Here is a 26,616-nt window from a genome sequence, read left to right on the forward strand (position 1 = left end):
TTGTTATGGTGTTATACAGCCAATATCATAGCATGTAACGTTGGCGTCCTCAGCCACTGCTTCCCGGGCAATATACACTGTCCAGTATTCAACATGCGGGCTTGACCATTGGTAGTGAAAACCCACGCCAAGATGTAACTGCTGCTGGTAAAAAGGCAGCTCGCCAAGTAAGTGGCTGCGATGTGCTGTAGAGGATTTAAACGCCTGCCAAACCTCCTCTGCCGTGCTGTACCCACCCGCCACAGCTTCAACCTGGTTACCAATAGCGCCACTGTAGAAAGGCGGCAGATTGTAGCCCAACATTCTTAAGCGCTGATTTGCGCCCAAACCGCCAACATAGTGATTTACCATGCCTTTTTGCGCCATAACTTTAGCTTTGTCTGCTGCAGCCTGCGTCAGCAATGGATGGCAGCTAAGTTGGATTCGTTGCTGCAAAGGATCTTGTATTATAAGCAGTGCCAGCTGCTGGGCTGCCTCATTCAGGCCACAATCTGTCATGGTAATGGGCTTACTTGCAATGCCCTCATTCCCCGTGTTGTTAAGCTGCGGTGGCTTGGTATCGGCAGGGGTTGGGGCGGCGAAAGCTGTAGCTGAAAAAAACATCAATATAATTATAAAAATCAGCAATATAACAAGCCTATGGTCTTATGTTGACTTTACGTTAAACCCACGATGAACTAATGTCAATACTAAAGCAGGTCGCTGCCGCTACCTGCTTTAGTCAATCATTTAGTGACTGATAACACTAATGCCCGTTGCTGCTGGCGGCTGCACATCATCACCATAGCCAAATACCACGGCCAGCACCAGCACCACAGCTGCTGCCAGCATCAGTTTTAAAATCAGTGGCAGGCAGAAACGGAACCAGTGACCATAAGGAATGCCGGCAATACCGATAATACCCATTAAAATGGCGTTGGTAGGAATAATCATATTAGAGAAGCCATCACCAAACTGGTAAGCCAGTACGGCGACCTGACGCGGAATTTCTAATAAATCCGCCAGTGGCACCATTAATGGCATGGTAACAAAGGCCTGGCCACTGCCGGACGGAATAAAGAAATTCAGCAAGGTTTGAATAATCAACATGCCCACTACCGCGATTTCAGCACCAACGTAGGATAACGGCAGCGACATGCCATGTACCAGGCTATGTAAAATCTGGCCGTCTTCCATTACCAGTGAAATACCACGTGCCACCCCGATTAAAATAGCGGTGGTGGTCAGCTCCATGGCGCCATCGATGAACTTTTTAGCGGCCACATCCACTTCCAGCCGGCTGATAATGACTGTCAGTAAGCCCCAGGCGATAAAGCAAGCGCCCAGTTGATACAGGTACCAGCCATGGATGCGAATACCATAAGCAACCATAGCGATAGTGGCCAGGAAACTGCCTAAAATCAGTTTATGTTTCAGTGCCAGCTTGGGGTAATCAACGGCATTGCTATCACCCAGCGGGCAGGGTAAATCGGCCACCATGGAATTTGCCGGGTCGGCCAGTACTTTTTTCGAATAGCTCCAGACATGATGAAAACCAATTAATACAAAGGGCAGGAAGATTGCCGCCCGTAGCGGCCAGCCCGACAATATCGGTAATTCGGCTATTTGCTGGGCAATCACCAGGGTAAAAGGGTTAACCGCTGAAATACCATAACCGATACCATAGCCTGCCACCGTCATGCCGACGGCGGTCATCGCATCCAGCCGCATCGCCTTACACAGCGCTACCAGAATTAACACAAAGGGAATGTATTCACCCGCCGTACCAATAAAGCTGGAGGCCATGGCAAAGCAGAACACCACCATAAAAATCAGAATTTGCGGCTTTTCGCCGAAGCGTTCCAGCATCCGGCCAATTAGCGCATCTACCGTACCGGTGGCACGGGCAATAGATAATACCCCACCTAAAATCATTACAAAGAATATTACGTCCTGAGCACTGGCAAAGGCGCGCGGTATGGCAGTGAGTAACTGCCAGGGCGTCATATAATTTTTATCTTCTATCAAGGTAAACGTACCCGGCACCACGGCCTGGCGGCCAGAGTCGAGGGTTTGCATTTCAAATGCACCCTGCGGCACTATCCAGGTGGCGATCATCGCGATGACCATCATGGCAAATAGCAGGGTAAGGGTATGCGGTACTTTAAACTTTCCCATGAATTAACGTTCCCATAAATAAAACATTGGTTAACAAATGTGCGGTTTACGCAGCGTTATTTTGATAAAAGCACTGGAGTCTACCCCAAGCGTGGCTGCACCACAAATCCGACGTTACGGTTGTTGTAAAGATGATTGAGACTTGCCTGCAGCCCAGCCTTTGTATAGGCTGGCGCCTTTAACTGTTATTGCTGATTATGGAGCCTGCCTTGGCTTTGTTTCCCCTGACGATTTTAGTAAGTGCGGCGTTATTGTTTCTGGTACAGCCAATGCTGGCCAAGCAGTTACTGCCGTATTTTGGTGGTGGCGCCGCAGTGTGGACAGCCTGTATGCTGTTTTTTCAAAGCCTGCTGCTGGCCGGCTACGGTTATGCCCACCTGCTTAGCCGTTACCTGGCGCCCAAGCAGCAACGGCTGGTGCATAGCTGCTTATTGCTGCTGGCGTTGGCCAGTTTACCGTTGTTGTGGCAGGCTAAGCTTAACCCGCAGGTGCTGGCCTCGCCGCTGGCAGCGATTTTACTGTTATTAACGCTGACGGTTGGCCTGCCTTATTTACTGCTGTCGGCTACCGGGCCCTTATTGCAACACTGGTTTGCCGGTCGCTTTCCACTGCGCTCGCCTTATCGTTTATATGCATTGTCTAACTTAGGCTCGCTCGGTGGCTTGCTGGCTTATCCGTTTGTGCTGGAACCCTTGTTTAGCCTCAGCCAGCAACGCCAGTACTGGGTAATGGGTTTTGTGCTGTTTGCGCTGTGCTGTCTGGCGTTGATGTGGCGCGAGCTGGGCCAGTTATCGCCCGCTATCCGGGCGGTCAGTGCCCGCCTGAATAAACGCTATGCCCTGCGTTGGCTGGCATTGTCGGCCTGTGGTGTGGTGTTACTGTTAGCGGTGACCCAGCAGTTAACCCAGAATGTGCCGCCTGTGCCGTTTTTATGGGTGCTGCCGCTGTGTTTGTATTTAGCCAGTTATATAGTGGTATTTAATAAACCGGCCTGGTATCAGCGCGGCCTGTGGCTTTATCTGTTCTGCCTGAGTATGGTATTTGCGTTGCTGCTGTTTTATCTGGGCCGCCAGTTTGATTTAATCTCGCAACTGCTGCTGTACCTGACCATCTTACTCAGCGGTTGTATGCTGTGCCATGGCGAACTCGCCCGCTTAAAACCGGCGCCGCAGTACTTAACCGGTTTTTACTTGTTGCTGGCAGCCGGTGGTGTGCTGGGCAGTGCCGCGGTTAACTTAGTGGCGCCACTGCTGTTTAGCCAGTACTGGGAGTTTTTACTGGTTATGCTGGCTATTTATCTGCTGTTGCTGTGGCCGGAAGAAACGAGTAAACCGCGTTGGCAGCAGGGGTTATGGCTAAGCGGCGCTGCGGTATTTGCGTTAAGTGTGCTTGGCCTGGAATGGCAGCTGGGCCAGCATAATGTATACAGCGAGCGTAATTTTTATGGCAGCCTGCTGGTGCGGGATCTCACGGTTATTGATGAAGCAGGCAACGGCCAGCTGCAACGCCAGTTGATCGATGGCACCACCAGCCATGGTGCGCAGTATCTGGCGCCGCCATTGGCGGCCACGGCGCAAAGTTATTACCGGCCGGGTACCGGTGCGGCGTTAGCCATGCAGCATTTTTTACCGTCGGCCTTGTCACGCAATATTAACCAGTTACAGCAACGTAAGTTTGGCTTAGTGGGGCTGGGCGCTGGCGCACTGGCGGTATACGGCAAACCGGGTGACACTATGCTGTTTTATGAGTTAAACCCGGCGGTGATAAAAGTAGCAACCGAGTATTTCAGTTATTTGCGTGACAGCGCCGCCTCCATTGAGATTATTGCCGGTGATGCCCGGCTGACGCTAACAGAGCAGTTATCGACACAACAGCAAAGTGGTCAGTTTGATGTACTGGTGCTGGATGCTTTTAGCAGCGACAGTATTCCGCAGCATTTACTGACAATAGAAGCCATGCAGCTCTACTGGCAGCACTTACAAAGCGACGGCGTGTTGGCGGTGCATGTGTCGAATAATTATCTGGATTTAACCAGCTTGCTGCGTAATCAGGCGGCGAGTATGGGCCAACAGGCCTATTTTATCGCCACCCAGGCAGCAGGCATTAACCCGGCGGCAGAGTGGGTGCTAATTACCAGCAACCAGCGCTTTATGCAGCAGCCCATTATCCAGCAGGCACTCAGCCCCTGGCCAACGCCGCTGAATTCCGATGTAAGCTGGACAGATCAGCGCAGTAATTTATTGCAGGTATTGAAGTAGCAAGGGCAGTTTGGTGTTGGCTTAACGGCGGCAGAGTGGCTGGTGATACTTACTTCACCGGCTTCAAGGATCACCTCCCTGTGCCCCTTCAGCCTGCGCAGCATCCATGCTGCTGTTCCGTAAGCACACCAGTCACCCTGCGCCTGCGTCCGAGAAAAAATGGGTCAGAGTGATTTACTGATTAGGAACGGCTTTTCCTCATTTCGCAAAGGGGGAGATATGTGAGCCAGTTGTCGTGCAGCTATTCTCCAATCAGGATCTTGGTGACTTTATCTATTAATTTTTGCAAAACGACTTCATCATGACTGGCTAATTCCCGCGACGCCAGAATGGCATAAGTAAATTCAGTACCCGCCCCTAATTCGGTTGATGGATTTTTACATTCCGCTGCGTTGTCACGAATAAATATCATCTGGTTCTTAATCGATGCCAGTACGTCGGCAGAGGTGTGTTGAGGCGCCTGATTGTTGATAAAATACACAACATTGTTTGCCGCTATATGTAGCGCTTGGTAATCCATATTAGGGACGTTATAACTTACGCAGGACATCCAATAAACCACCTTCTTTTAGCAGCCGATCTGACACTTGGATTTCCTGGTAGTTTTCCCTAAATTTAATACTGTCGCGGCTTGAATTTATTAGAGTAAAACCTTTGTCACGATCGTCGCCAACCGACATCACCCGACGTACCGTCAATTCTTCACCAGCAACTATTTCTGTTACAGAGTTTTTCCCTGACGCTTCTCCACCCTCTGCTGCAGACTTCCATAAACGATTCTCGATAGTGTTAACCAACCAAGCCGCTGCAGTCCGGGGAAACTCGGTTTGATATAACAATAGTCCGGGTTCATCTTGTCTGTTTTCATATGGCGAAGGTGATTTTTTAATGAAAACCAGTTCATTATCAGAAGCAACAATAAAAAGTTTTTCATCGTCAAACAGCAGATAATCCATGCTGGCTTTCACTTGATAGCCGCTAGGTAAATTGTCAGTATGAAGTAACATAACTCAGCCTCTGATGGGTTTTGCAGGTAATATGGCTACGGATGAACCAAGCTCATTTACGGTTAATGGATCACGTTCAAAGGTAAATGTTTCTGCGACTCCGAATTGTTGAGGAACATCTTTACTATAACGATTCTTACTATTAACTTTCGTCAAGCCATTGCCTGAGTATAAAGGAGACTAACTGACACCTAATTGGTCAAATAGCGGAAGCAATACTTTTTCTACCCGTTCATCTGTTATTTGGAATTCTTGTGGCCAGGAAGCTAAAATATGCGACTTGCGGGATTTATTTACAATTTTAAAGCCAGGTTTTCCGTGCCTACCGGCATTCATACTTCTACCAATAATAATCTCTTCGCTGTCGAAGGTTACTATGCACTGATGCTGATCTTTAGGTAAACCACCTTCTGAGGGCAGCTTCCAAAATCCGTTTAAAATTCTGTCTTTAATCCAAGCGGCCGCTGCTAGCGGTAATTCAGTTTGATATTCAGTATTTCTGATTTTGCCACGGGTAATTTCGTAAATTACGACTAAATCTGCGTTGCAGTAATATCTCACTTCCTTGGTGCCTGCTTCATCGAGTAATTCACTATCCAGCATATTAAAAGATGCGATTGTAGATGCATTGTTGAGGAGGGCTATTTTTTTCATTGAGTTCATCATTTTCCTGAAAGCCTGAAAGCCTGAAAGCCTGATAGCTTTAACTGTCTTTCGAGATTCCAGGAAAAATAAGGTGTTACTTCCCCTTTTCGCTCCAAGCAGAAGCGTGACTCCCTGAATTCAATGTGAAGCGTCGTAAGAGCAAAATATTACAGTCGGCGCAGCACATCCAGTAAGCCCCCCTCCTTCAACAGCCGATCGGAAAACTCTATTTCCTGAAAGTCTTCGTCAAAATTCACACTTTTACGGCTGGAGTTGATTAGGATAAAGCCCTTATCGCGATCATCACCAACCGCCATAGTACGCCGCAGGGTTAATGTTTCGCCTGCGACTTGTTCTCTAACCGAGTTTTTCCCCGATGGCTCGCCACCTTCTGCCGCAGAGCGCCATAATCTGCTTTCTATCGTATCAACAATCCAGGCAGCAGCGGCTTTAGGGAATTCTGTTTGAAAGACCAGGAGCCCAGGCTCATCTTCATGATTAGGGTATGGTGAAGGTGTCTTTATAATAAAAACCACATCACTTGAAGAGGCAGCAATAAAGAGTCGTTGTTTCTCATAAAGCACGTAGTTCAACTCAGCGATGACTTTATAATCTGTTGGTAAGTTACTTGTTTGTAATAACATTTCTTAGCCTTTAATAGGTTTTGCTGGAAAAATTGCAACAGATGGACCAAGATTTTCAATTGTCAACGGATCTCGCTCGAACGTAAATGTTTCAGCAACACCATATTGTTGTGGAGTATCACTAGAATATCTGTTGTTGTGATTCACTTTTGTAAGGCCATTACCTGAGAATAACGGATTCGCCCCGAACTCAGCCTGTACTTTATGTCTAAGTAGGATTTTTTCCTTGGTTTTTTCATCAGCCCCAATAATTTCAAGATGTTTTTTAATTAACTTGGGGTCATGCTGACTTCGCCCTGTAGCTGCGTAGTCCGCCATAAATGCTTGGTATTCAGCTGAAAATTCTTTGTTTAGTACTTCTGTTACGTCAGAGTAATTACCCATTTCTTCAGGCGCTAGCTCCTTGTTACAAAACGTCGTCATATTGTCGAAGGTAGGCACAAAGCTCTGCCTTTCTGCTTGAGGCGGCAGATTGTGCGTATCAATAATAACAAGACTAAATTCACCGTCTGGAGAATAATTTTCGATACCAAAAATACACGCCAGTATCTCCGGATCAGTGTCAGCAGCTTCCGCCATGTCAAAAGTGGTGGCCCAATATGGGGCTCTTCCTGACGTCCTTCTAAAGCCGAGAGTTGAATCCATGGCTTTATCTGCATTATTAAATATCAGGCGCACCTGGAAACGGTCGTCAGCTATATCACCCGCCTCTGCCATCGCCAGTAATTCAGCATCCGAATATTTTGGCTGATAACCAGTCTGTTCAATTTGTTTACGCCGAGCTGCCAGGATTTGCTGAGCATGCTCAAGGTTCTCTGGTTCTACCTTTTTAGACGGTGCAGCTTTGGTGGCGGGTGTGCTTGAGACCTCATGCACCGCTGCTTTGGCTGTTACGGGCTGGGCTGCTGAGGTGCTGCCGCCTTTGGGCTTACTGGCTTTACCGGTGGTAGAGGGGGCGGCTGCTACACTGCCGCCGGCCGTGGGGGTACTCCCTGCCATTACGTAAGGCCCAGTGTGTTCTGGTGGCTTGGCCCAGCCATCGGTCAGGCGCCAGGCTCGCAGTTCGTCGCGCTGAAATAAGTTAATCAGCTCATTAACTAAGCGGTCGGTATTCAGGCCGGATAAATCGGTTACCCAGGGTTTGGCGTAGCGGTACAGGTCACGCATTATGCTGTCGCGCTGCCAGGAGGGTTCAATATCATATAGAAAATAACGGCCGTAAATATTGTCGGCGGTATTTTGTACCCAGGCACTGTCGGGCATATCGGCATAGGTCATCGGGTTTTTACTGACAAAAAACAACTCGCCCCATCTGCCATAAAACAATCTGCCGTCAAACAACAGTGGCTTTAAATCTGCAGGGATTTCCGCTTCCATCAACATCCATATCACCTGTATTAATTTACTGCCAGCACAGCAATAATTAACGATTATTTAAATAATTGTGCATTTTGTTTTCTTGGGTGGGAGTTGTCAACCGCAAATGGTGAATGCAGATAAAAAAAGCCAGCGCTATTGCACTGGCTTGTCAGTGAGATGATGTTTAGCAAGTGGCGGCAGAGGTCAAGTGTAAGGGCTGGGTAGCTGGAAATACTTACTTCACCGGCTTCAAGGATCACATCCCTGTGCATGCTCCTTATAGCTAGGGGCAGCCTGCGCAGCATCCATGCTGCTGTTACGTAAGCACACCAGCTACCCTGCCTTGCAGATCTGTGATCCTGCCAGGAGGCGTTGCTTGCTATGACTCGTCGTCTTCTACCATGGTCATCAGCGAGGTATTACCGCCCGAGGCCGTGGTATCAATACTGATAGTCTTTTCCGTAATTAACCGCTTAATCAGCGTATCGTAGTACTCGGCGCTGATCACCGGCAGTATCGCCCCGTGGCGCTTGGCCAGTTGCTGGCTAAAATACCCTAAACGTGAGGAGCGGGCGGCTACCACGGCACCGGCTAAGTGCGGATGGGCCAGAATCGCCTGCAGCTGATCAGGCTTCGCCACCTGAAACACGCCTTTTGCTACGCCAGTGGCAATAAACTTATCGCGAAATGCCAGTGCTTCCTCATAGAACAATTCTGATGCTACCGTAATCACGGTATTACCGGCAGCCAGCGCGGTAATAATCGAAATAGTCCAGAAGTTAAATGAGGTGCTCTTATCGGCATAGCACACTACACAGCCGCGTGGCTCATAGTGCAGGGTATTCGACTCACCGGTTGGTCCGGGCAGCACAGTGGGCTTGCGCATATGCTTTTCCAGCCGGTTCAGCTGGGCCCGGGCATCGGCCAGGGTAGAGCCTAAATCGTCGGCCAGTTCGTCAATAATATCGACCGTAGCAATTTTTGCCAGCAACTGGCGCACAGCCGAGATGCGGTCATTTAATTTTGTGGCACGCCAGGTTTTCTCGTCCCGCAAGGAATTTGCCATTAGCTGCTGTACCTGAGCCTCGGCGTCAGCAGTATGGTGCAAGTTCAGCTCGTCCGGGGTCAGGTTGGTCATTTGCACGTTTTCAGGTGAGGCTTGCTCTTTAACCAGCCGCAGTAAATAGTTTGGGCCACCGGCTTTGGGGCCGGTGCCTGATAAGCCGCGGCCACCAAAGGGCTGCACACCAACAATAGCCCCTATCATATTGCGGTTAACATAAACGTTGCCGGCCCGCGACATTTTGGCCAGGTACTCGCAGCGCTCTTCAATCCGCGAATGAATACCCATGGTTAAGCCAAAGCCGGTACCATTGATCTGGTCAATAACCTTATCCAGTTCTTTGGCTTTAAAGCGGATGATATGCACACATGGGCCAAATACTTCACGCTTTAATACCGATAAATCTGTAATTTCATACAGCCGCGGTGCAAAGAAATAGGCACCGTTTTCACTGTTATCCGGAATGGCGCACTGGTAGTGCAGGGTGGCTTTGTCTTGTAAATATTCGACATGCTCGTTGAGGTTTTTCAGTGCTTTGGCATCAATTACCGGGCCAATATCGGTGCTTAGCAAAGCAGGATCGCCCACGTGCAATTCTGCTAACGCGCCTTTAAGCATGGTAATAATGCCATCGGCCACATCTTCCTGCAAAAACAGTACCCGCAGGGCTGAGCAGCGCTGGCCGGCGCTTTGAAAGCCAGAGCTTATCACGTCATCTACTACCTGCTCGGGCAGGGCAGTGGAATCGACTATCATACAGTTCTGGCCACCGGTTTCGGCAATCAATGGCACCTGAATATCGTTACGGTTAGCCAGGGTTTGTGAAATAAGGGTGCCGGTTTCAGTTGAACCGGTAAACATCACCGCCTGAATGCGCGGGTCTGGTACTATGGTTTTACCCACTTCACTGCCGCGGGCAATCACGGCCTGTACTACGTGCTCAGGCAGGCCAACAATATGCATCAGTTCAATAGTGCGCAGCGCAATCAGACTGGTCTGCTCGGCCGGCTTGGCAATAACGGTATTGCCGGTAACAATAGCCGCCGCTACCTGGCCTAAGAAAATGGCCAGTGGGAAGTTCCAGGGGCTGATACACAAAATCACGCCGCGTGGCTCAAAGCGCTCATCTTTGGCCAGGTCTTCAGCCCGCGCCGCGTAATAGCGACAAAAATCGACGGCTTCACGTACTTCGTCTATGCCATCCTGCGCTACTTTGCCGGCTTCTTTGATACAAATGGCCACCAGTTCGTCGTGGTGCCGCTCTAAAATATCAGCAATGCGTCGCAGCAGATTAGCGCGCTGGCTAATCGGCGTTTGCGACCAGCTTTTAAACGCTTCATCGGCATTGCTTAGCAGTTGCTGCATCTGTTCGCTGTTGTGCAACTTAACATGGCCAATAATTTGCTGATGATTGGCCGGGTTTTTCACCGCAATAGCGTCTGCTGGTAGCTGATCGGCACTGAGCAGGTTTTCGCTGAACCATTTGTCGAGGTTGGCTTTAAATGGCAGCAGGGTATTAATGTCGGTTAAATCCAGGCCACGCGAGTTGGCCCGTTCAGCGCCGAACAAATCTATCGGCATTTTAATCTGGGTATTGTATTTGTTACGCAGGCCCTGCAAGGTTTCTACCGGATCGGGCAGCAGCGCTTCTACCGGCTGAGTGGTATCAACAATGGCATTAACAAAAGACGAGTTGGCGCCGTTTTCCAGCAAACGCCTTACTAAGTAAGCCAGCAGGTTTTCATGTTCGCCCACCGGAGCATATACCCGGCACTGAATTTTTTCTTCGCGCACAATCTGGTCGAACAGCGATTCGCCCATGCCATGCAGGCGCTGAAATTCAAAACCAGTGTTATCGCCCTTAGCCACTTCTAAAATAGTGGCCGCAGTGTAGGCATTGTGGGTGGCGAATTGCGGGTAAAGACAATCACGTGCCTCCAGCAATTTAATGGCACAGGCTTTATACGATACATCGGTAGAGGCCTTGCGGGTAAATACCGGATAATGGTCGAGGCCATCTTGCTGGGTGGTTTTAATTTCAGTATCCCAGTAGGCGCCTTTTACCAGCCGCACCATCATTTTGCGGCCGACCTTGCGGGCCAGCTGGGTTAGCCATTCGATCACGAAAATAGCGCGTTTCTGGTAGGCCTGCACCGCTAAACCAAAACCATTCCAGTCGCCTAAATCGGGGTCACTGAAAATCGCTTCAATAATATCCAGCGAGATATCTAAACGGTCGGCTTCTTCTGCATCGATGGTAAAACCAATATCGTAGCTTTTGGCAATCAAGATCAGCTCTTTTACCTTTGGCAGCAGTTCGCTCATTACCCGCTCGCGGTGGCTGAACTCGTAACGCGGATGAATAGCCGACAATTTAACCGAGATACCCGGGCTTTTTACCGGGCCGCGGCCTTTACCCGCTTTACCAATGGCATGAATGGCTTGTAAATAGCTTTGGTAGTAACGCTCGGCATCGGCCATAGTGCGAGCGCCTTCACCCAGCATATCGTAAGAATAGACATAGCCTTTTTTCTCGGTATCAGCGGCGCGTTCAATGGCATCGTCAATGGTGGTGCCCATCACAAATTGTTTGCCCATAATTTTCATGGCAAAGTTTACCGACTTGCGAATCACCGGCTCGCCGAGGCGGCCGAGGGTTTTTTTCAGAATGCCAAACTGGTGGGCTTTGTTCTGATCAGAGTAATTGACCATTTTACCGGTAACTAACAGGCCCCAGGATGACGCATTAACAAACAGCGAGTCGCTGCTGCCTAAATGCGAGCTCCAGTCACCATTGGCCAGCTTGTCGCGGATCAGGGCGTCCTGGGTTTTTTTATCAGGCACCCGTAACAGGGCTTCGGCCAGACACATCAGTACCACACCCTCTTCGCTGGACAGCGAAAACTCATTTAACAGTGCATCAATGCCACCCTGGCCATCCTGATCTTTACGGATATTCAGCACAATTTGCCGAGCCCGCTCCCAGGCGCGGCTGCGTGCTTTCATGCCCACTTCAGCCAGTGGTAGCAGCAGGTCAATAATCTGATTTTCATCAATCCGGTAATAGTCGCGGATCTTCTGTCTGATAGGACATTCGGTAGTCAAATTACCCGTAAATAACATAATTTACCCTTAACAAAATGGAGGCTGGTGCAAGCTGCACCTACCGTCTGGGGTGGCACTGATTCAAGCGTGCATACTAATCAAAATGTAGCAGAATGTGCTGGCTTAATTGCAGTATTTTTCCCTAGTTTACAGGGTTTAAAAGCATTTTTGCCGTATAAAATACTGCCGTTTTTGCCAAAATGCCGGCCTGGCAAGCAGTCCGTCAGCGTGCTGGCTGATCGAATTACATCTGTAAACAGTAATAAGCCAGACAGTGTTATATGCTGCAAGTTCAGCTAAACGGTAAAAAGCAGGGCAGGGCGACTACCCTGCCTGTATAAACTGTGGTTATATTTACTGCCAGTTAGTATCCAGCATTAGCTGCTCTTGGGCAGCGTCGAGCAACGGGCCTTCAATGAGTTGGTCTAACAAAGGATCCAGTTTTGCGGCTGAGCTCGCTAACTGGTAAACATGGTTTTTTTGTAACGTTAATGGCTCACGGTAACTGGCTACCAGTTGCCAGTTACCTTCAAGACGACAAGCAATATTTTCACTTTGAGCTGCGGGTTCGCGCAATATGAAATGGCGGCAAAATTGCTGTTGTTTGTTTTTAAATGTGAGTTGTGGAAATAAATGGTAATCTTTACCGGCACTGTATTGCTGGCCACTGGCTGCGTTCTCCAGCAGGGCAAATACGGCGGGCCAGGGTGTTGCCAGCGGTTGCCTGACCAGAGGTAAAAACTGTCCCAGCAAAAAGCCGGCTAGCAGGGCCACACTGGCAGCCAGGGCCAGTTGTTGCTGAGCAATCTGTTGCAAGCGTTGCCAGGCGCTAACCGCAAGCTTGCTTACCGGCGCAGGTTCCAGAAGTTTTTGCAAATTAGCTGACAACGGCACTTGCTCAATGGCTGAGCTGTAGCGGCTGACTAAGGCCGCTGTAGCTGCCAATTGCGCCAGCCTGTCGGATAATAGGGGGTCAATGGCCAGCTGCTGGCGAACCAGCTGCATTTGCGATTCTGGCAATTCATTATCTAAAAATGCCGATAATTGCTCATCTGTAATCATGCTAGTCGCCCTTTCTGTTCCAATAACAACATTTGTTTGGTCAGTTGCACTCTGGCCCGGCCCAGGCGGCTCATTACTGTGCCCGTGGGTATTTGCAGGATATCTGCTACTTCCTGATAAGACATACCCCGAACGGCTATCAGCGCTAAAATCTGCCGTTGCTCGGGCTCAAGTTCAGCCAGCGCCAGCTGCACCTGTTTCAGGGTTTCATCTAGTTGCATCGTGGCTTCACTATCAATAGCCGCCGTTGCCTGATGCAGCTCGTTGTCAACAGCATTGTTACGGACTTGTCTGGCACGATATTCATCAATCCACATGTTAGAACAAACCCGAAACGCCCATTTTAATACCGGCACCTCTGCCGGTACCGGTTTACGTAATATTTTCTCTAATACGCTTTGCACCAGATCGTCAGCATCAGCTATAGAACCGGTAAGCGAATAACAGTAGCGGCGTAAATCTGGCAATATTTCGCCAAGTACTTTTCGATTCAAATGTATTGGCTCCTAAAGTAGTAACGTCGCAGTGGCTTTTTTATTCCATGCTGTGGGAATTTTTTTTAACCTGATACGTTATAGTACACAATAACGTTTTTAATCGCAGGATAGGTTGCATGTTTAAATCGGCAATAGCGTTAATGATATTGTTGTTTTGTCGTGATGCAGTTGCGCAAGCTGCACCGCCAAACCGGCCTGATCGCCCTGAGCCGCCAGCGCGGCCAGTAATTGAGCGCCAGGCCGAGCGGCAATTAGAACGGCTGGAACGACAGTTAGACGCTATAGACCGCCACACGCCGGCTGCTGCCGATGCCGGTTTGCAGCGGGCGCAGCAAAATATTGCACGTGGTTTGCAACAGGCGGATCTGGCCCTGGCCCAGGCAGGCTCTTTGCGTCGCAAGGTGCTTAGCCGCACTGGTGAACCGTTATTTGTCGAAGTAGAAGTAGAACAGGGCTGGCGGGCGATAGAGCGTGAATGGGTTATGTTGCTATCTGCTGAGGAGCTAAGCCAGCTGACCACTCAGTTTCCGGCAGTGTTGAATTATCTGGCAGAGCAACAGTCGTTACCAACGCTTAATTTAACGTTATTGCGGTTAGTGTTGCCAGAGCAACTTAACAGCTACCAGGCGTTACAGCAGTTGTTACCTGAAGCATTGGCATTAACGGTAGATCGCAATCATCTATATCAGCCGCAGGCTCAACTGGCAGCGGCAGCTCAGGGTGGCAGGGCAATGCCAGCAATGGCAGGATCCTGTACGTACCCAACCCGGGTGGGTGTTATCGACTCTGCAGTAGACGTGACGCATCCGGTATTTGCCCAGCTCGCTACACCTGTGGTAACAAAGCATTTTATTAATGAGCAGTTACCGTTTTCGGCTGCACATGGCACGGCGGTGGTATCCCGTTTATTGGGCCTGCCTCAAGCAGCTGTGGCCAGCGCCAGCGATTCAATGGTTATTTTGGCTGCGGCTGCATTTTATCAGGCTGAACAGCATGATGCCGGTGCGTTAATTGCAATATTACAAGCATTGGAATGGTTAGCAGCTAATGATGTGCAGATCATCAACATGAGCTTAACCGGCCCCGCTAACCGGGTATTGGCGCGCGGGGTAACGCAAACCCAGGCCGCCGGTATTAGCCTGGTTGCAGCAGCCGGCAATGCTGGTCCGGCTGCAGAGCCGCTGTATCCGGCCGCCTATCCTGCGGTCGTTGCGGTAACGGCAGTGGATAACGATAACCAGATTTATCGCTGGGCCAACCGTGGTGACTATATCGATTTCGCGGCGCTGGGGGTTAAGGTTGATGTGGCGCAGCCGGCCAATAGTTATGCCAGCTTGTCGGGTACCTCTATGGCGGCGCCGGTTGTAACTAAGCTGCTGGCCTGCGAACTGGCTAAGGCAGCTGGTAATCTGAGTCAGGCACTAACTGTGCTGCAGCAAAGTGCGCTGGATTTAGGCAACCCAGGCAAAGACCCGGTATTTGGCTATGGCTTATTAAAAGTTCAGCCGTAAACTCAGGCTGTGGCTGGCTTCCTGATAATTGGCATCATCCAGGTTAGAGCTATAGTTAACCCACTCTGTGCCTAACAGCAGGCTGAGCTGCGGGCTGAAAATAAATTGCAGGCTGGCGTCTAGGCCAACATGGTTATCTGTTCGGGTGCTGGCAGGGGGGGCCAGATAATCGGGGTAGCTGCGCTGTTCAACCCGGCCACCCAACCTTAGTTTATGTTCAGTTGAGTTAAAAATGATTGGCTCAGCTAACTGCAACCGTATTCGGTTTGCGTTGTAACTATAGCGTAAACCCTGGCTATCTTCACTGGTGTGGGTGTAGCTTAACGCCACGAAACGCCGCCTGTTGGCAGCAAACCAATATACATCGAACTGCAACGCCAGGTTATCTGCGTTTCGCTCAGCAAGCTGCTGAAACGTTTTGTCGGTAACGCTTACGCCGGCCCTGACATAGAACTGCTGCCGCAATACCTTACTGGCATACAGGCCAAATTGCTGCTGACTCAAAAACGCCTGGCCAGCAAGGTGTGCATTGCTGTGCTGGTAATTTATGCCCAGCGTAACTGGGCTAAAAGCGTAGCTGGTGTCCAGATAGACACTGCGCAATTGCAGGTTGTAGTCGTCCAGAGTTTGAAAACGCCGGTTGTTATAACTGCCGCCAATATCCACGTAGGCATTGCGGCTGGGCTGCCACTGTAAATTGAGCTGAGTTGCAAACGTCATAGCCTGATCACTTTGCTCAGAAATCTGCTCCAGCTCAATCACGCTTAAGTTATTGCTGCTAAGTACTCCTGCTTCCAACTTGCCATCCCACTGTACTGAGGCGGAGGTAAAGATACTGAAAAGTGCTGCGTAGTTCAATATCAACAATCGGACATAGACCATGCTTTAAACCTGAGCTTTAGTTTCAATATAAGCAGCAGGTTATCTGATATCAGATAATTTTTCAGCTGTAATTCTGCTTATCTTTCCAGACTGCCAGAGGAAGCATACTGACCTGTCAGATAAAAAAATTAATTAATTTGGAATAATTTTGCTGCTGATACGTTAGTGCTATAAGGCAGGCACTATATCGGTACGAAGACTAATGGGTGCCTGATTTGATTATTGGTAGAAATTTTCTAGAGGAAGAGATCATGCATCAGTTTAAAATTGTCAAACTACTAACAGCGCTAAGTTTGCTGGGCTTAACTGCTTGTGGTGGCAGTGAGCAGGAGCAGCCACAGAATACCTTATTTAGTTTAGGGGTTAGTGATGCACCAGTAACAGAGGCTGCGGCGGTGGTGGTATGTTTCTCAGGCATTCAGCTGGTGGGTAATAATCAGCCGCCGCAAAGTTTCACCTTAGGGTCTGGCAATTTTACCGCGGAAACGAATGATCTTTGTCGTAATGCTGCCGGTAATGTGATCCCGAATACTCGAGGTATTGATTTACTGCAACTGCAGGGAGCAACGGCAGAGGCACTGATTACCAATGCGACCGTAGCCCCGGGCAGCTATGGACAGCTGCGGTTGGACATTGCTGAGGGGAGTTATCTGGAGCGACTGGACGGCAGCCGGCATCGCATTCAGGTGCCATCTAATCAGCTGCGTTTAAATGGCCCAGTGCTGTCAGGCGGCGGTAACTTTAGTTACACCCTGGAGTTTGATTTACGTAAGGCGCTGGTCGACCCGGTAGGTATTCCGGGATACTTTGTTAAGCCAACGGGCTTACGGCTGGTAGATAATAGTGAAATTGGCCATTTGGAAGGACTGGTCGCAGAGGGGTTTCTGCTAGACAACCAGTGTACTGTTAACCCCGCTGATGAGCGCGCTGCGGTAGCGGCTGTATATATGTATGAGGGGGCGGATTTACCCTTGGCTGAATTATCAGACAACGGTGGTACTAACACTTATCAACCTTACGCCAGTACAGCAGTATTTTTTAATAATGATGCCACTGAGTATCAATACGCCATCGGTTTCGTTGATGCTGGCAGCTACACTGTTGCTATTACCTGTGAGGCGAATGATGATCCTGAAAATCCGGATGATATCAGCTTTATTAAGGCAGAGAATGTGACCATAGAAGCCAGACAGCAGCCGCATAAACTTGATTTTGAATAATAAAGCCTCTTAAAACTGCGGCCCTGAGGGGCCGTTTTTTTATCGGCGTAAAAGTCAGGCAGTCATAGCTTTATGAATCCGGCGTCTGCGGTCTTCAGTGCAGGGGGCTGTCAGCAAAATCTGATGAAGCCGCTGTATTTTGTTAACATAAGTGTCGGGTATTTTTACAATCCACGAGGGCCAACTGCCAGCTGACGTTTTAAACCTTTGAAATATAGTTGCTGTATATTCTGGCACTTTTATTGCGTTATTCCTGCTGCGTAACCACTTGCTACTGGTTTTTATCCAGTTCAGCAATAAAAAAGGATAACTCAAATGAAAACTTTAACCGCGTTGCTAGCAGGAGCAGCATTGTGTTTATCAGGCTTTGCTCACTCGGGCATTATTTATGATGAAGGTGTAGACGGTAATATTGAACAATATGGCACGATAAACCTGGAATTAGGTTCAAATACGATTATTGGTGACAGTTGTTTCAGCGCCGAATGCAACGAATTTAACTGGTACATTTCTTTGCCTGACAATACCTATCTTGCTGCCGCTACCTATTTTTGGAGCAGCCCGGTATTAGATACCGATGGCTTTATCACTGACTTCTGGAACGGTCGCTATGTTGTGTTCGATGGCATTACTATCATAGACGTTGTTGGCACGCAAAGCTGGCTGGACGGTGGCGTGGGATTTTCGGTTACTTTTGATGAGTTTGATTTGCTTGCCGGCGCCTCACCGTGGGGAGAGAACAGACTATTGTTCGGCTATGATTCAATAAGGAATGGCAGGGGCGGTTTATGGGATTTTACTGCAACCTTTACCGTGAATCAGTTAACGCCAACATTAGTGCCGTTGCCCTCTACCCTTGCTGTGTTTGGTTTGGGGCTGTTTGGCCTGGCTTGGCGGCGGCCTGATTGACTCCTCGCCAATGTATGGCTCGGCCCCTGATGTAATGGGTTATGCCTTGCAAAAGCTAGGCGTGCCCCATTTCTTTGCTATTAACTATAGATATAGTTGCCCGGTCTCAAATGAAACATTTGATTAAATTCGGTTGTAACCAATTGCGCTATGGTCTGCAGGTCTAGCGCTTCCTCAGAAATAGCATTCCTGAACTGCTCTTGTTTTATGCGGCTATTCGCTATGCCCGCAAAGGCTTTTCGCAATGCCACTGCCGACTTTCTATAGCCCGGAGGTTTACAGGGCGTTAATATTACACACAAGATAGCCGCCGAAAACAGAAAGTCGCCGGTATTTGGCTTAGTGTTGTGTTGTATCCCTCTTTGTACGGTGAATATGTCTATCAAGGTCACCAGATCATCAATGGATTCTCCTAAATAGAGATGGTCTTCTAGTCCCTTCGCAAAGTCTCTACTGGTCATGGTTTTTCCTCTGCTCGTTGATTATTTTGATTACCGTCCCTGCTGAGTTAAAGAAGACTAATATATGGGCATTATCGCTGTTGTAATTCCAGGTATTGGTTTCTGCGTCCTGATCAGACGGTAAGCCCCATAATTGGATCACCTCTGTGTCACGCATGCCCAGACTAATTGGCGCGCGCAGTAACACAACAGTTTCGAGAGCGATACTTTCTTTTTTCGAAAATGCTCTTGGGTTTAGCTCTAACAGGAAAAAAAGCAACAAACATGCAAAACCTGCCGCAATTAATCCATACATAATGGCATTTGCGGCGATAAGTGAGCTGTTTTTATGCCAACTTAACATCAATTTGTCGTTAGTTACCTTGGTGCTTGCAATCGAAAAAGCTTGCCATGTCGCGATGACAATAACTGCAAAATAAATTGCAATAGCAGCGAGCAGAAAGTCAATATCAGCAGTTGGAACTTTAGTGACTAAATAGCTTGTGAACACTGCAAGTATTGGCACAACAATTCCGAGTACCTGAATAGAGAAGTTGGTGGGCAATTTAAATAGATCCCGGTCAAAATCATGCTCAGTTTCACCTGCACCGTCTTTATTATAAAAATAACGTGTGCAAAAGAAGATTAGCACCGCAAGGATGATTGCTACAGAAATGGGTATGATAACCGCCAAAGAGTAATAGCTCTCTAACATGAAAGTGCTATGCCGTAGTGCTTTTTTATTCAATTATAGTAGTCTAGTGAAGTAAATCTGCAAATCCACAGCCGGGGGACAGGCACGCTCAGGCTCCTGCAAAAGACGTTTTGTCTCCTGTCCGTTAAGTTACCGGTTGGTAAAATCACCAGCTGAAACTATATGAAATTTAATTTCGCACTCACTTAATATCGCAGGTGCAGCAAACAAATTAATTAGGGTGCGTCCCAATTAATTAAACAAATTAATTAGGGTGCGTCCCAATTAATTAGGGTGAAATAAATTAATTAGAAATTAATTAGGGTGCGTCCCTGAAATTAATTAGGGTGCGTCCCTGAATGACTAATTAGGGTGCGTCCCTGAATGACAGGGTGCGTCCCTGAATGACTGTTCAGTATTGGGTGTGCCGCCCGGTCCCTTAGTGCCCTTCAAACGAGATAAAATCCAGGGTAATCTCGCAGGTTAATAGTTTGGATATAGGGCAGTTTACTTTCGCTTCCAGCGCTGCTTTTTCAAAATCGGCGCTATTCATACCCGGCACTTTGGCCTCTAATCCTATTGCCGATTTGGTGATAATAAAGCCATCACCTTCTTTTTCCAGGCTGATTTCTACCTTACACTCCAGGGTACCGCCGGTGAAGCCTTGCTTGGCTAATCCAAAAGCCAGTGCCATAGTAAAACAAGATGCGTGCGCGGCAGCAATTTGTTCCTCCGGGTTAGTGCCTGCTTTATCCTCAAAGCGGGTATTGAAGCCATAAGGTTGGTCTTGCAAAGCGCCAGATTGGGTAGACACCTGGCCGTTGCCCTCTTTACCCAGGCCTTGATATTTTGCCATTGCCCATTTGATTATTGCCATTTTATGCTCCTAAATTGCTAACGTGAGTTGTCGGTACCGAGGCAGTACAAGCAATAGCCGTTCCAGCTTTGCCAAGCCGCGCCCGCTGTGGCTTTAGCCAGCAAGGCGCTGGCCTGGTCCGGTAATGACTTCATAGTACGGCGTAAAAATTGTAAAATTTGCACAGGAGCGGTAAATGTATATTGGTATATTTTTAATCATTTGTGCGGCGGCTTTTATGTACAGAGTGGCCCAATATGAAAAACGTCGGGGTTGGCTGTGGGGTAGCGTAACAGCCATGATTATTCTGCTGCTGTCGCAGGTGATTTTATCAACCTATCTGCCAGCATTAGTTGGGGTAATAGTGGCATACATGTTAATGATGGCAGCGAATATTTATCAGCCAGTAAAAAAAGGGCCAATTTAATCACGTCAGTGGAGCTCCCAACTATGCGCGACAGCTTAAGACAAAAAATTATTACCGTTTGTGACAAAAAAATGCTCGCTAAAGGCGAGACAGTGGGCGTGTCGTTTTACGCCTTTTTCGCCAATAAAAATGATGATCCAGACTTATTAATGGAAGCGGCAAGCTGGTGGATCCAAACCCACCGGCTGGACCATTTTGAAAAAGCGCTGAAAATAAAGCAGCTGGTTACCGCAGGGCTTTAAGGTGTTTTGCTTGTTGCCGCAGACCGCCGTTGATTAAAGTTATATTTTAAGGACTAAGGTGTCAGCGACTTTATCCTGAATAGCTTGCCGGTTTGGGTCCCAGTATATTTGAATAAACCCCAGCAGCCCGGTGGCAATGCCTGCGCTGTAGCCACCCTGGCGACCAAATGCCTGCCACAGCGAGAGGGGAGTATTATTTAGCTGCACCACTTTTATCGCCATAGCGGCTTTGCCAAGCGTTTGGCCACCGTTCCAACTGATAAACAGGGTGAAATAAAACACCGCCCAGCCAAAACCAATACCTAAGTCGGTTAACATACCTTGCAGCCATTTCAGCACACTGTGCTCCGATTGCGCTAACGGTTGCCACCAGCTGCTGTTTGCCCCGGGCTGAGTGGTCGCCTGAATTAACGCCTCTGTAGCCTGCTGCGCGGCTTGTTGGCGGTGCTGCTTAATGTTACTCATCACTCTGTTGTGTGCAGCTTTCTGTTCAGCCTCAGTTAGTATTGAGTCTTCAAGTAACTCTTTAACTATGCCGTCAATTTCGTTGTCGGTGAGCTTACTGCCACGTAATTGCTCGCTGATATTGTCTAACTGCCTATCAGCGCATTCGGCATTGCAATCTGTCTTGGTAAGCGTAATGGCGCTGGCGGTAATTAATAAACTCGCTTTCACTTTGTAGTCGCTGCGCTTGTCGGTTTTCTCCGGCATGAATGGCAGTAACAGCATTGACAATAACGCGAAGGCGATGACAATATTTCTGCGTTTGTTGTGCTGTTGCAGATGGCAGCGAAAAGCCAGATAAGCCGCCACCGGCAGCAGAAATAACAAGCTAGCTGAGGTAAATAAAGCGATTAGCAGCAGATCCAGCGCTATTGCCACGCCACGGCGCCATGGCTTTGCCAGGGCGCGACCTACCAGCGCACTGGCTACGGTAAAATCATGTGGAGTAACCACCTGACGTACTTGCTGCACTGACAGCTGCTGGCCAGCAAGATCAACATATACCCCCGGCGTCACTTCGGTAATGCTGGCATTATCGTCAAACTGGTGCAAACTCATAAAAGTGTGGCTCTACCATGTAAAAGCTCAATTTACGCTAAACAGGCGCAAAAGCTATTGTAATATGTGTCTTTACACTTGAGAGCTGAGTAAGTAAGTGGGGGCACCGAGGCGGCGTAAAAACCTCAGTGGCATAACTGTCGTTCTCACCACGAAAGGCGGGCGACGACACGCGCTTGCTTAAGGTACAGTGAAAACGACCAGCCATTGCGTTCACACAGCCGTTGCACAATGCCCAACCCCAGACCGTAGCCATGAGACGATGCGTTGTTCGCGGTGCGCCGCTCATCAGCAGCATGGCTCAGCTGATTGGTGACTAACAGCTCGTGCGCTTTGATGCAAATGGTGATGGGGCCGTGCCCGTCAAGGGTGTGCTCGAACGCATTTCGTACCAGATTATTAACCGCGATAGCAAAAGCCTGCGGATGGCCGCAGATTTCGGGTGCTGCCAGTTCTTCAATATCGACATCAACTAACTTGCGGCTGAGCAGGTAGCGTTGCTGTTCTATTGCCTTGCTCACCAGTGGCAGCACTGAAAACTGCTCGCTATACAAGCCATCGTCGGCTTCGCGGGCGAGGCACAAGAACATTTCAATCGTGGTTTTGATATCGAGTGTGGCACGCCTGATGCGATCTAGCGCCTTCATATCAGCCGCGGCCAGTGCGCTGTGCTCCAGCAGCTCAAGCGCACCTGTTATTACCGTGACCGGCGTGCGCAGCTCATGGCTGGCTGAATCGGTAAAGTAGCGTTCTCTGGCAATAAAGGCACTGATCCGTTCAAGCGTCTTTTCAATGGTCTGCGCCAGCATACCCACTTCATCATCGCCAAAGCGGCCAGACTCTATGCGTTTATAATCATCCATCGACAGATGTTCCAGATCGATGGCCGCAACCACGTTGGCAAGTTGCGCAACAGGGGCGATAGCCCGGCGCATCACCAGCACGCCCAGCCCGAAGCCAACAGCCCCCAGGGTTCCCACCACAGCGCTAATCACCAGCAGCCACCACCAATCCTCTACTGATGCCGCCTCAATGCCGGCAACGTCGAACACCACAAAGGCGCGACGCGGCTGGTTGCCGGCGGCTGGCTGTTCATGGTCGATAAATAGCACTGCGACATGCAACTCTTCTTTTTCAAATTCGTACAATCCTGCTTGGGGGTTGCTCTGCGCCCATTGCCGGAGTGATGCCGGCAGGCTATCAAGCTCGTCGTAGCCACGAAGGTTCACCGGCATAACGGGATAACTGTCGGCGGCCAGCTGCAGCTGATTGATCAACACCCGGTCTTCGCTCAATTTGATGGCAGCGAAGAAGGCGAAGCCCCAGAGCACGCTCAGTACGGCAACACATAGCGCAAAGGCCAGTGCGACACGCTTACGCAAACTGTGCCGGAACATGCTTAGTTATCCTCTGCAATGCGGTAGCCGATGCGATGCACCGTATGGATTAGCGCTTTGGCAAAGGGCTTGTCGATAGCCTGGCGCAACTTGTACAGGTGCGAGCGCAGCGCATCACCATCGGGAGGCTCGTCAGCCCATAATAGGGTTTCCAGCTCATCACGCGCCACCACAGACGGCGCTTGTTCCATCAGGCGTTGCAGCAGTCTGATACCGGCAGGGCTGAGATCGATGCGCGTTCCGGCACGCTGTACTTGCAGCGTAGATTTGTTCAGCGTCAAATCAGCAACGGTTAACACTTTGTCGGTTCTGCCGTAGCTCCGTTTATATAGCGCCTGCAGTCGTGCATGCAGCTCTTGCAATGCAAATGGCTTAACCAAATAGTCATCGGCTCCCGCCGCAAACCCGTTAAGTTTATCGGCAAGCGTGTCTCTGGCGGTTAATATCAGCACCGGTGTGGCAATATCGGCATCGGCTCGCAGCTTTTGGCAGAAACTCAGGCCATCCATGCCTGGTAGCATCAGATCAAGCACAATAATGTCGAACCTATTGGTCAACGCCAACTGCAATGCCCTGATGCCGTCGTAGGCAAAATCCATGATGTAACTATACTTTTCAAGATAGGCGGCAATGTTGTCGCAAATGTCACGGTTGTCTTCAACAATTAATACTCTAATTGGTGTCGCTCCATATACGTTTACCATCTGCCGCCACTCCTTACCCGCTTTGGTCCGTGTTTGCCGGCTCTTGCCCAATGCTACCAGCTGTAATCCAGCCGCAAACCAATCAGCGGCTCTGTTTCACCACTGTCTGCTACCAGCACTCCGCGGCGGTAGTCAAACTCGTTTTCATCGCCCGACGACGCTGCCGTTACATTGATCACATCAAGAAAGGCAGTTACATCTATCGGACCGAAGGCGCGTCTATAGTCAACCCGGGCATTCAACAAGCCGGAACCACTGGTGCGCCCGACATTACGCTCAGTGATCTCTTTTGAATAGCGTAGCGGTTGTCCGGGGCCCAATACGTCGGAGTGAATAATAAAGTTATCATCTGGTCTGCCAGAAAGATATTTGTAACGCCCGGCGACCTTCCAGCGGTCGCTGATTTCCCAGGTCAGGCCCAGGGTGGCAACATGCTTGCGGCTAAAGTCAGCGGCTAACTTACCGCGGCCGTCTTTCCTGTCAACTTTCGCATCGTTGTAAGAGTAGGTTGCGCTGGCATACAAACCTTCGCGAATGGTACCGTTAATCACAATATCAACACCATAAGAGCTGCCATCACCACTATTGGCAAAGGTACCGCTGGTGCGATCAAGGTCTACCACCAGGTTGTCGAGCTTTTGATAATAGGCTTCGGTTAACACCGACCAATCTCCACCCAGAAAGTATTTAAAACCAACACTGCTGTGGCTGATTTTTTCGTTCTTAAGATCATTAGACTCGTTAGCAGCAAGCTCTAAAAACCGAGGCGACTGATGAAACAGTCCTGCGGTGGCAAAATATCTAATCGTTCTAACCGGCTGCCAGTTAACGCTGAACCTGGGCGAGGCAAAGCTTTCATTGGCAAAGCCGTCCCGCTCCAGCCTTAAGCCGGTGCCAAAATCCCAATCACCTTGTTGAAAAATCTGCTCAACGTAGCCAGCATAGCTGGTTTCTTTGCGACGTGTTGCCGAGTTAATGTTGCCGGGCTCAAGCACAATAAACCGCTGCTCTGGATCTGCTCTGAAATCATCGGCGTCGTAAGTAAAGCGGATCCAGTCACCATTCAGCACAGTGTTGTAGTCCAGTTCAAGTTGGGTTAGCCGCACTCCGGCGCTGAATATACCCCATTGGTTCAGCGTCTCAAAATCGCTGCGCCAGCCAATCTCGGTTTCAGCCTCACCAATGGTAATAATGTTTTCCCGCACCGGAAAACTGGACGCCGGTGAGCCCTCCGGTACCAGATCCGGAAAGGCTTCACCTTCTGAGCTCACCTTGTCGCTTGTCCGATAATAAAGCTTATTGGTCCAGACTGCCGTTTCCCCGATTAATGAGCGCAATGTCAGGCCATACAAATCACTATCCTGTTCAGCATATTGCAGCGCAACATCTTCGAAATTGGGCGATTCAAACACGTGTGTTACGTCGCGGCTGTAGTCTTCGTGGGTATCTATCAGCAGAATTTCCAGGGTGTGGTTCTGGTTAAGGGGTATCACCGACTTAACGATGATATCTCTTAGCACTGGCTCGCCAATGTCCAGCTCTTCAATAGTTTCAAACAACTTGCCGAAATCCAGCCGGCGGGCAGAAATAAGCATTGTTGCATCTTCGGTGATACCGGCAGGGCCGTCATAACCCACTTCATAGCCGGCAAGGTCGAGGCGCAGACTGGCTGAAGGGCTTGGGTTGCCACCGGCGACATCCAGTTTTAGTAGCGAAGCCGCGCGGCCACCATAAGCCGCTCCCCAGCCACCGGGTGAAAACTCGGCACCGCTGATCACATTAGGGGCGAAAATCGAGAAACGGCCACCACCGCCAACATCTTCTTCTTCACCCAATGTGGCATCAAAGTGCACGGCCTTATCAAACGGAAAGTCGTCAACGAATATCAAATTATCTCGCGGGCCACGGCCGCGAACACTAAAGCTGGCGAATTCACTGGCAGAGGCCAGGCCGGGTAAACCGTCCAGGGAGAGCAGTGGGTCTGCGCCACCGCCGACAGCGCTTCTGAGCGCTTCTCTGTCGAGATAGGTGCTGGAACCAGACCCAAATGTATCAGATTGCCGTCCCCGAACCAGTACCTTTTCAATATCCACTTCGCTGAGTTTAAATTCAATTCTGATATTTTTACGGGTAATCACCCTTAGGCTTGGCTCAGACACGGTAGCGAAGCCGCTTTTCGTCAGGTTCACCGAGTACAGGCCGGGGTCGAGCTGCTCAACAACAATACGGCCTTGCTCGTCAGTTTCTAGCGTCTGGCTGGAATTGGTTTGTCGTTTCCTGAGCGTGATCTGCACAGCGGGTAGTGGCCGGTCAGTTTGCTGATTTAAAACAACGATAGTCAGCGCACCGGGGGCTTCTGCGGCACTGGCATAAATTGGCAAGCCAAACAGTGGCAAGCCAAGCAACAGCGTCCACAGTTTCAACCACCAAACCTTTGTTAATTGCCTGCTTATATTCATATCCTTATTTCTCCCA

At 49.4% G+C, this 26,616-nt stretch carries 24 protein-coding genes; 6 read left to right on the forward strand and 18 right to left on the reverse strand.

Translation table 11 applies throughout. From position 1 onward, the window contains the following. Positions 1–3: 3 nt before the first annotated feature. Positions 4–498: a CAP domain-containing protein gene (locus WG68_RS14270; RefSeq protein ID WP_235357744.1), complete on the reverse strand. Its 495-nt coding sequence runs from the start codon at positions 496–498 to the stop codon at positions 4–6. Between the two features lie 231 nt (positions 499–729). Beyond that, positions 730–2,157 carry a YfcC family protein gene (locus tag WG68_RS14275; RefSeq protein WP_046558380.1) on the reverse strand — a complete coding sequence of 476 codons (1,428 nt, stop codon included), beginning with the start codon at positions 2,155–2,157 and terminating at the stop codon, positions 730–732. A 209-nt stretch (positions 2,158–2,366) separates the two neighbouring features. On the opposite strand from WG68_RS14275, the gene WG68_RS14280 reads away from it, so the two are divergent. Further along, positions 2,367–4,415, forward strand: coding sequence for a spermidine synthase (locus WG68_RS14280; RefSeq protein ID WP_235357745.1), 2,049 nt, complete (start codon positions 2,367–2,369; stop codon positions 4,413–4,415). Positions 4,416–4,656: 241 nt separating this feature from the next. On the opposite strand, the gene WG68_RS14285 is transcribed toward WG68_RS14280, so the two are convergent. From WG68_RS14285 to WG68_RS14325, 8 genes are all read right to left on the reverse strand, one after another. Next, a complete protein-coding gene (locus tag WG68_RS14285; RefSeq protein ID WP_152663121.1) occupies positions 4,657–4,965 on the reverse strand; it encodes a hypothetical protein in 309 nt (102 codons plus the stop codon). After that, entirely contained in the window at positions 4,946–5,422 is a 477-nt protein-coding gene (locus WG68_RS14290) for a hypothetical protein (RefSeq protein ID WP_046558383.1), read from the reverse strand. The genes WG68_RS14285 and WG68_RS14290 overlap by 20 nt, the downstream gene beginning before the upstream one ends. 180 nt (positions 5,423–5,602) lie before the next feature. After that, positions 5,603–6,076, reverse strand: coding sequence for a hypothetical protein (locus WG68_RS14295; RefSeq protein ID WP_046558384.1), 474 nt, complete (start codon positions 6,074–6,076; stop codon positions 5,603–5,605). A gap of 158 nt (positions 6,077–6,234) precedes the next feature. Then, positions 6,235–6,711, reverse strand: a complete 477-nt coding sequence (locus WG68_RS14300; protein WP_046558385.1) for a hypothetical protein — start codon at positions 6,709–6,711, stop codon at positions 6,235–6,237. A gap of 3 nt (positions 6,712–6,714) precedes the next feature. Continuing rightward, positions 6,715–8,094, reverse strand: a complete 1,380-nt coding sequence (locus WG68_RS19210; RefSeq protein ID WP_052749120.1) for a hypothetical protein — start codon at positions 8,092–8,094, stop codon at positions 6,715–6,717. A gap of 355 nt (positions 8,095–8,449) precedes the next feature. Further along, positions 8,450–12,256 carry a bifunctional proline dehydrogenase/L-glutamate gamma-semialdehyde dehydrogenase PutA gene (gene putA / locus WG68_RS14310; RefSeq protein WP_046558386.1) on the reverse strand — a complete coding sequence of 1,269 codons (3,807 nt, stop codon included), beginning with the start codon at positions 12,254–12,256 and terminating at the stop codon, positions 8,450–8,452. 336 nt (positions 12,257–12,592) lie between these two features. After that, complete coding sequence (locus WG68_RS14320; RefSeq protein WP_046558388.1) at positions 12,593–13,300, reverse strand: hypothetical protein; 708 nt, start codon at positions 13,298–13,300, stop codon at positions 12,593–12,595. Next, complete coding sequence (locus WG68_RS14325) at positions 13,297–13,794, reverse strand: RNA polymerase sigma factor (RefSeq protein WP_046558389.1); 498 nt, start codon at positions 13,792–13,794, stop codon at positions 13,297–13,299. Before WG68_RS14325 ends, WG68_RS14320 begins: the two co-directional genes overlap by 4 nt. Positions 13,795–13,913: 119 nt before the next feature. Between WG68_RS14325 and WG68_RS14330 the strand changes: the two genes are divergently transcribed. After that, positions 13,914–15,308, forward strand: coding sequence for a S8 family serine peptidase (locus WG68_RS14330; protein ID WP_052749121.1), 1,395 nt, complete (start codon positions 13,914–13,916; stop codon positions 15,306–15,308). Here WG68_RS14330 and WG68_RS14335 read toward each other — a convergent pair. Further along, complete coding sequence (locus WG68_RS14335) at positions 15,291–16,190, reverse strand: porin family protein (protein ID WP_046558390.1); 900 nt, start codon at positions 16,188–16,190, stop codon at positions 15,291–15,293. The genes WG68_RS14330 and WG68_RS14335 overlap by 18 nt on opposite strands. Before the next feature lie 251 nt (positions 16,191–16,441). On the opposite strand from WG68_RS14335, the gene WG68_RS14340 reads away from it, so the two are divergent. Beyond that, complete coding sequence (locus tag WG68_RS14340) at positions 16,442–17,410, forward strand: DUF4382 domain-containing protein (RefSeq protein WP_046558391.1); 969 nt, start codon at positions 16,442–16,444, stop codon at positions 17,408–17,410. A 315-nt stretch (positions 17,411–17,725) separates the two neighbouring features. Continuing rightward, positions 17,726–18,319, forward strand: coding sequence for a PEP-CTERM sorting domain-containing protein (locus WG68_RS14350; protein ID WP_046558393.1), 594 nt, complete (start codon positions 17,726–17,728; stop codon positions 18,317–18,319). A gap of 80 nt (positions 18,320–18,399) precedes the next feature. On the opposite strand, the gene WG68_RS19675 is transcribed toward WG68_RS14350, so the two are convergent. The 3 genes from WG68_RS19675 to WG68_RS14365 form a co-directional block, all read right to left on the reverse strand. Next, positions 18,400–18,780, reverse strand: a complete 381-nt coding sequence (locus tag WG68_RS19675) for a hypothetical protein (protein WP_046558394.1) — start codon at positions 18,778–18,780, stop codon at positions 18,400–18,402. Continuing rightward, complete coding sequence (locus tag WG68_RS14360) at positions 18,770–19,474, reverse strand: hypothetical protein (RefSeq protein ID WP_046558395.1); 705 nt, start codon at positions 19,472–19,474, stop codon at positions 18,770–18,772. Before WG68_RS14360 ends, WG68_RS19675 begins: the two co-directional genes overlap by 11 nt. A 418-nt stretch (positions 19,475–19,892) precedes the next feature. Continuing rightward, positions 19,893–20,330: an OsmC family protein gene (locus WG68_RS14365; RefSeq protein WP_046558396.1), complete on the reverse strand. Its 438-nt coding sequence runs from the start codon at positions 20,328–20,330 to the stop codon at positions 19,893–19,895. A 175-nt stretch (positions 20,331–20,505) separates the two neighbouring features. Between WG68_RS14365 and WG68_RS14370 the strand changes: the two genes are divergently transcribed. Next, positions 20,506–20,736, forward strand: coding sequence for a hypothetical protein (locus WG68_RS14370; protein WP_046558397.1), 231 nt, complete (start codon positions 20,506–20,508; stop codon positions 20,734–20,736). A 23-nt stretch (positions 20,737–20,759) separates the two neighbouring features. After that, positions 20,760–20,978, forward strand: a complete 219-nt coding sequence (locus WG68_RS14375) for a DUF6500 family protein (RefSeq protein WP_046558398.1) — start codon at positions 20,760–20,762, stop codon at positions 20,976–20,978. A 39-nt stretch (positions 20,979–21,017) separates the two neighbouring features. Here the strand turns inward: WG68_RS14375 and WG68_RS14380 are convergent, their stop codons facing one another. The 4 genes from WG68_RS14380 to WG68_RS14395 form a co-directional block, all read right to left on the reverse strand. After that, complete coding sequence (locus WG68_RS14380; RefSeq protein ID WP_046558399.1) at positions 21,018–22,040, reverse strand: RDD family protein; 1,023 nt, start codon at positions 22,038–22,040, stop codon at positions 21,018–21,020. A 146-nt stretch (positions 22,041–22,186) separates the two neighbouring features. Next, a complete protein-coding gene (locus WG68_RS14385; RefSeq protein ID WP_046558400.1) occupies positions 22,187–23,437 on the reverse strand; it encodes a sensor histidine kinase in 1,251 nt (416 codons plus the stop codon). Between the two features lie 2 nt (positions 23,438–23,439). Further along, positions 23,440–24,141, reverse strand: coding sequence for a response regulator transcription factor (locus tag WG68_RS14390; protein ID WP_152663122.1), 702 nt, complete (start codon positions 24,139–24,141; stop codon positions 23,440–23,442). A gap of 53 nt (positions 24,142–24,194) precedes the next feature. Then, positions 24,195–26,564, reverse strand: a complete 2,370-nt coding sequence (locus WG68_RS14395; protein WP_200897604.1) for a TonB-dependent receptor — start codon at positions 26,562–26,564, stop codon at positions 24,195–24,197. Between the last annotated feature and the right edge of the window lie 52 nt (positions 26,565–26,616).

It is taken from the genome of Arsukibacterium ikkense (assembly GCF_000987775.1).
Classification (GTDB): domain Bacteria; phylum Pseudomonadota; class Gammaproteobacteria; order Enterobacterales; family Alteromonadaceae; genus Alishewanella; species Alishewanella ikkense.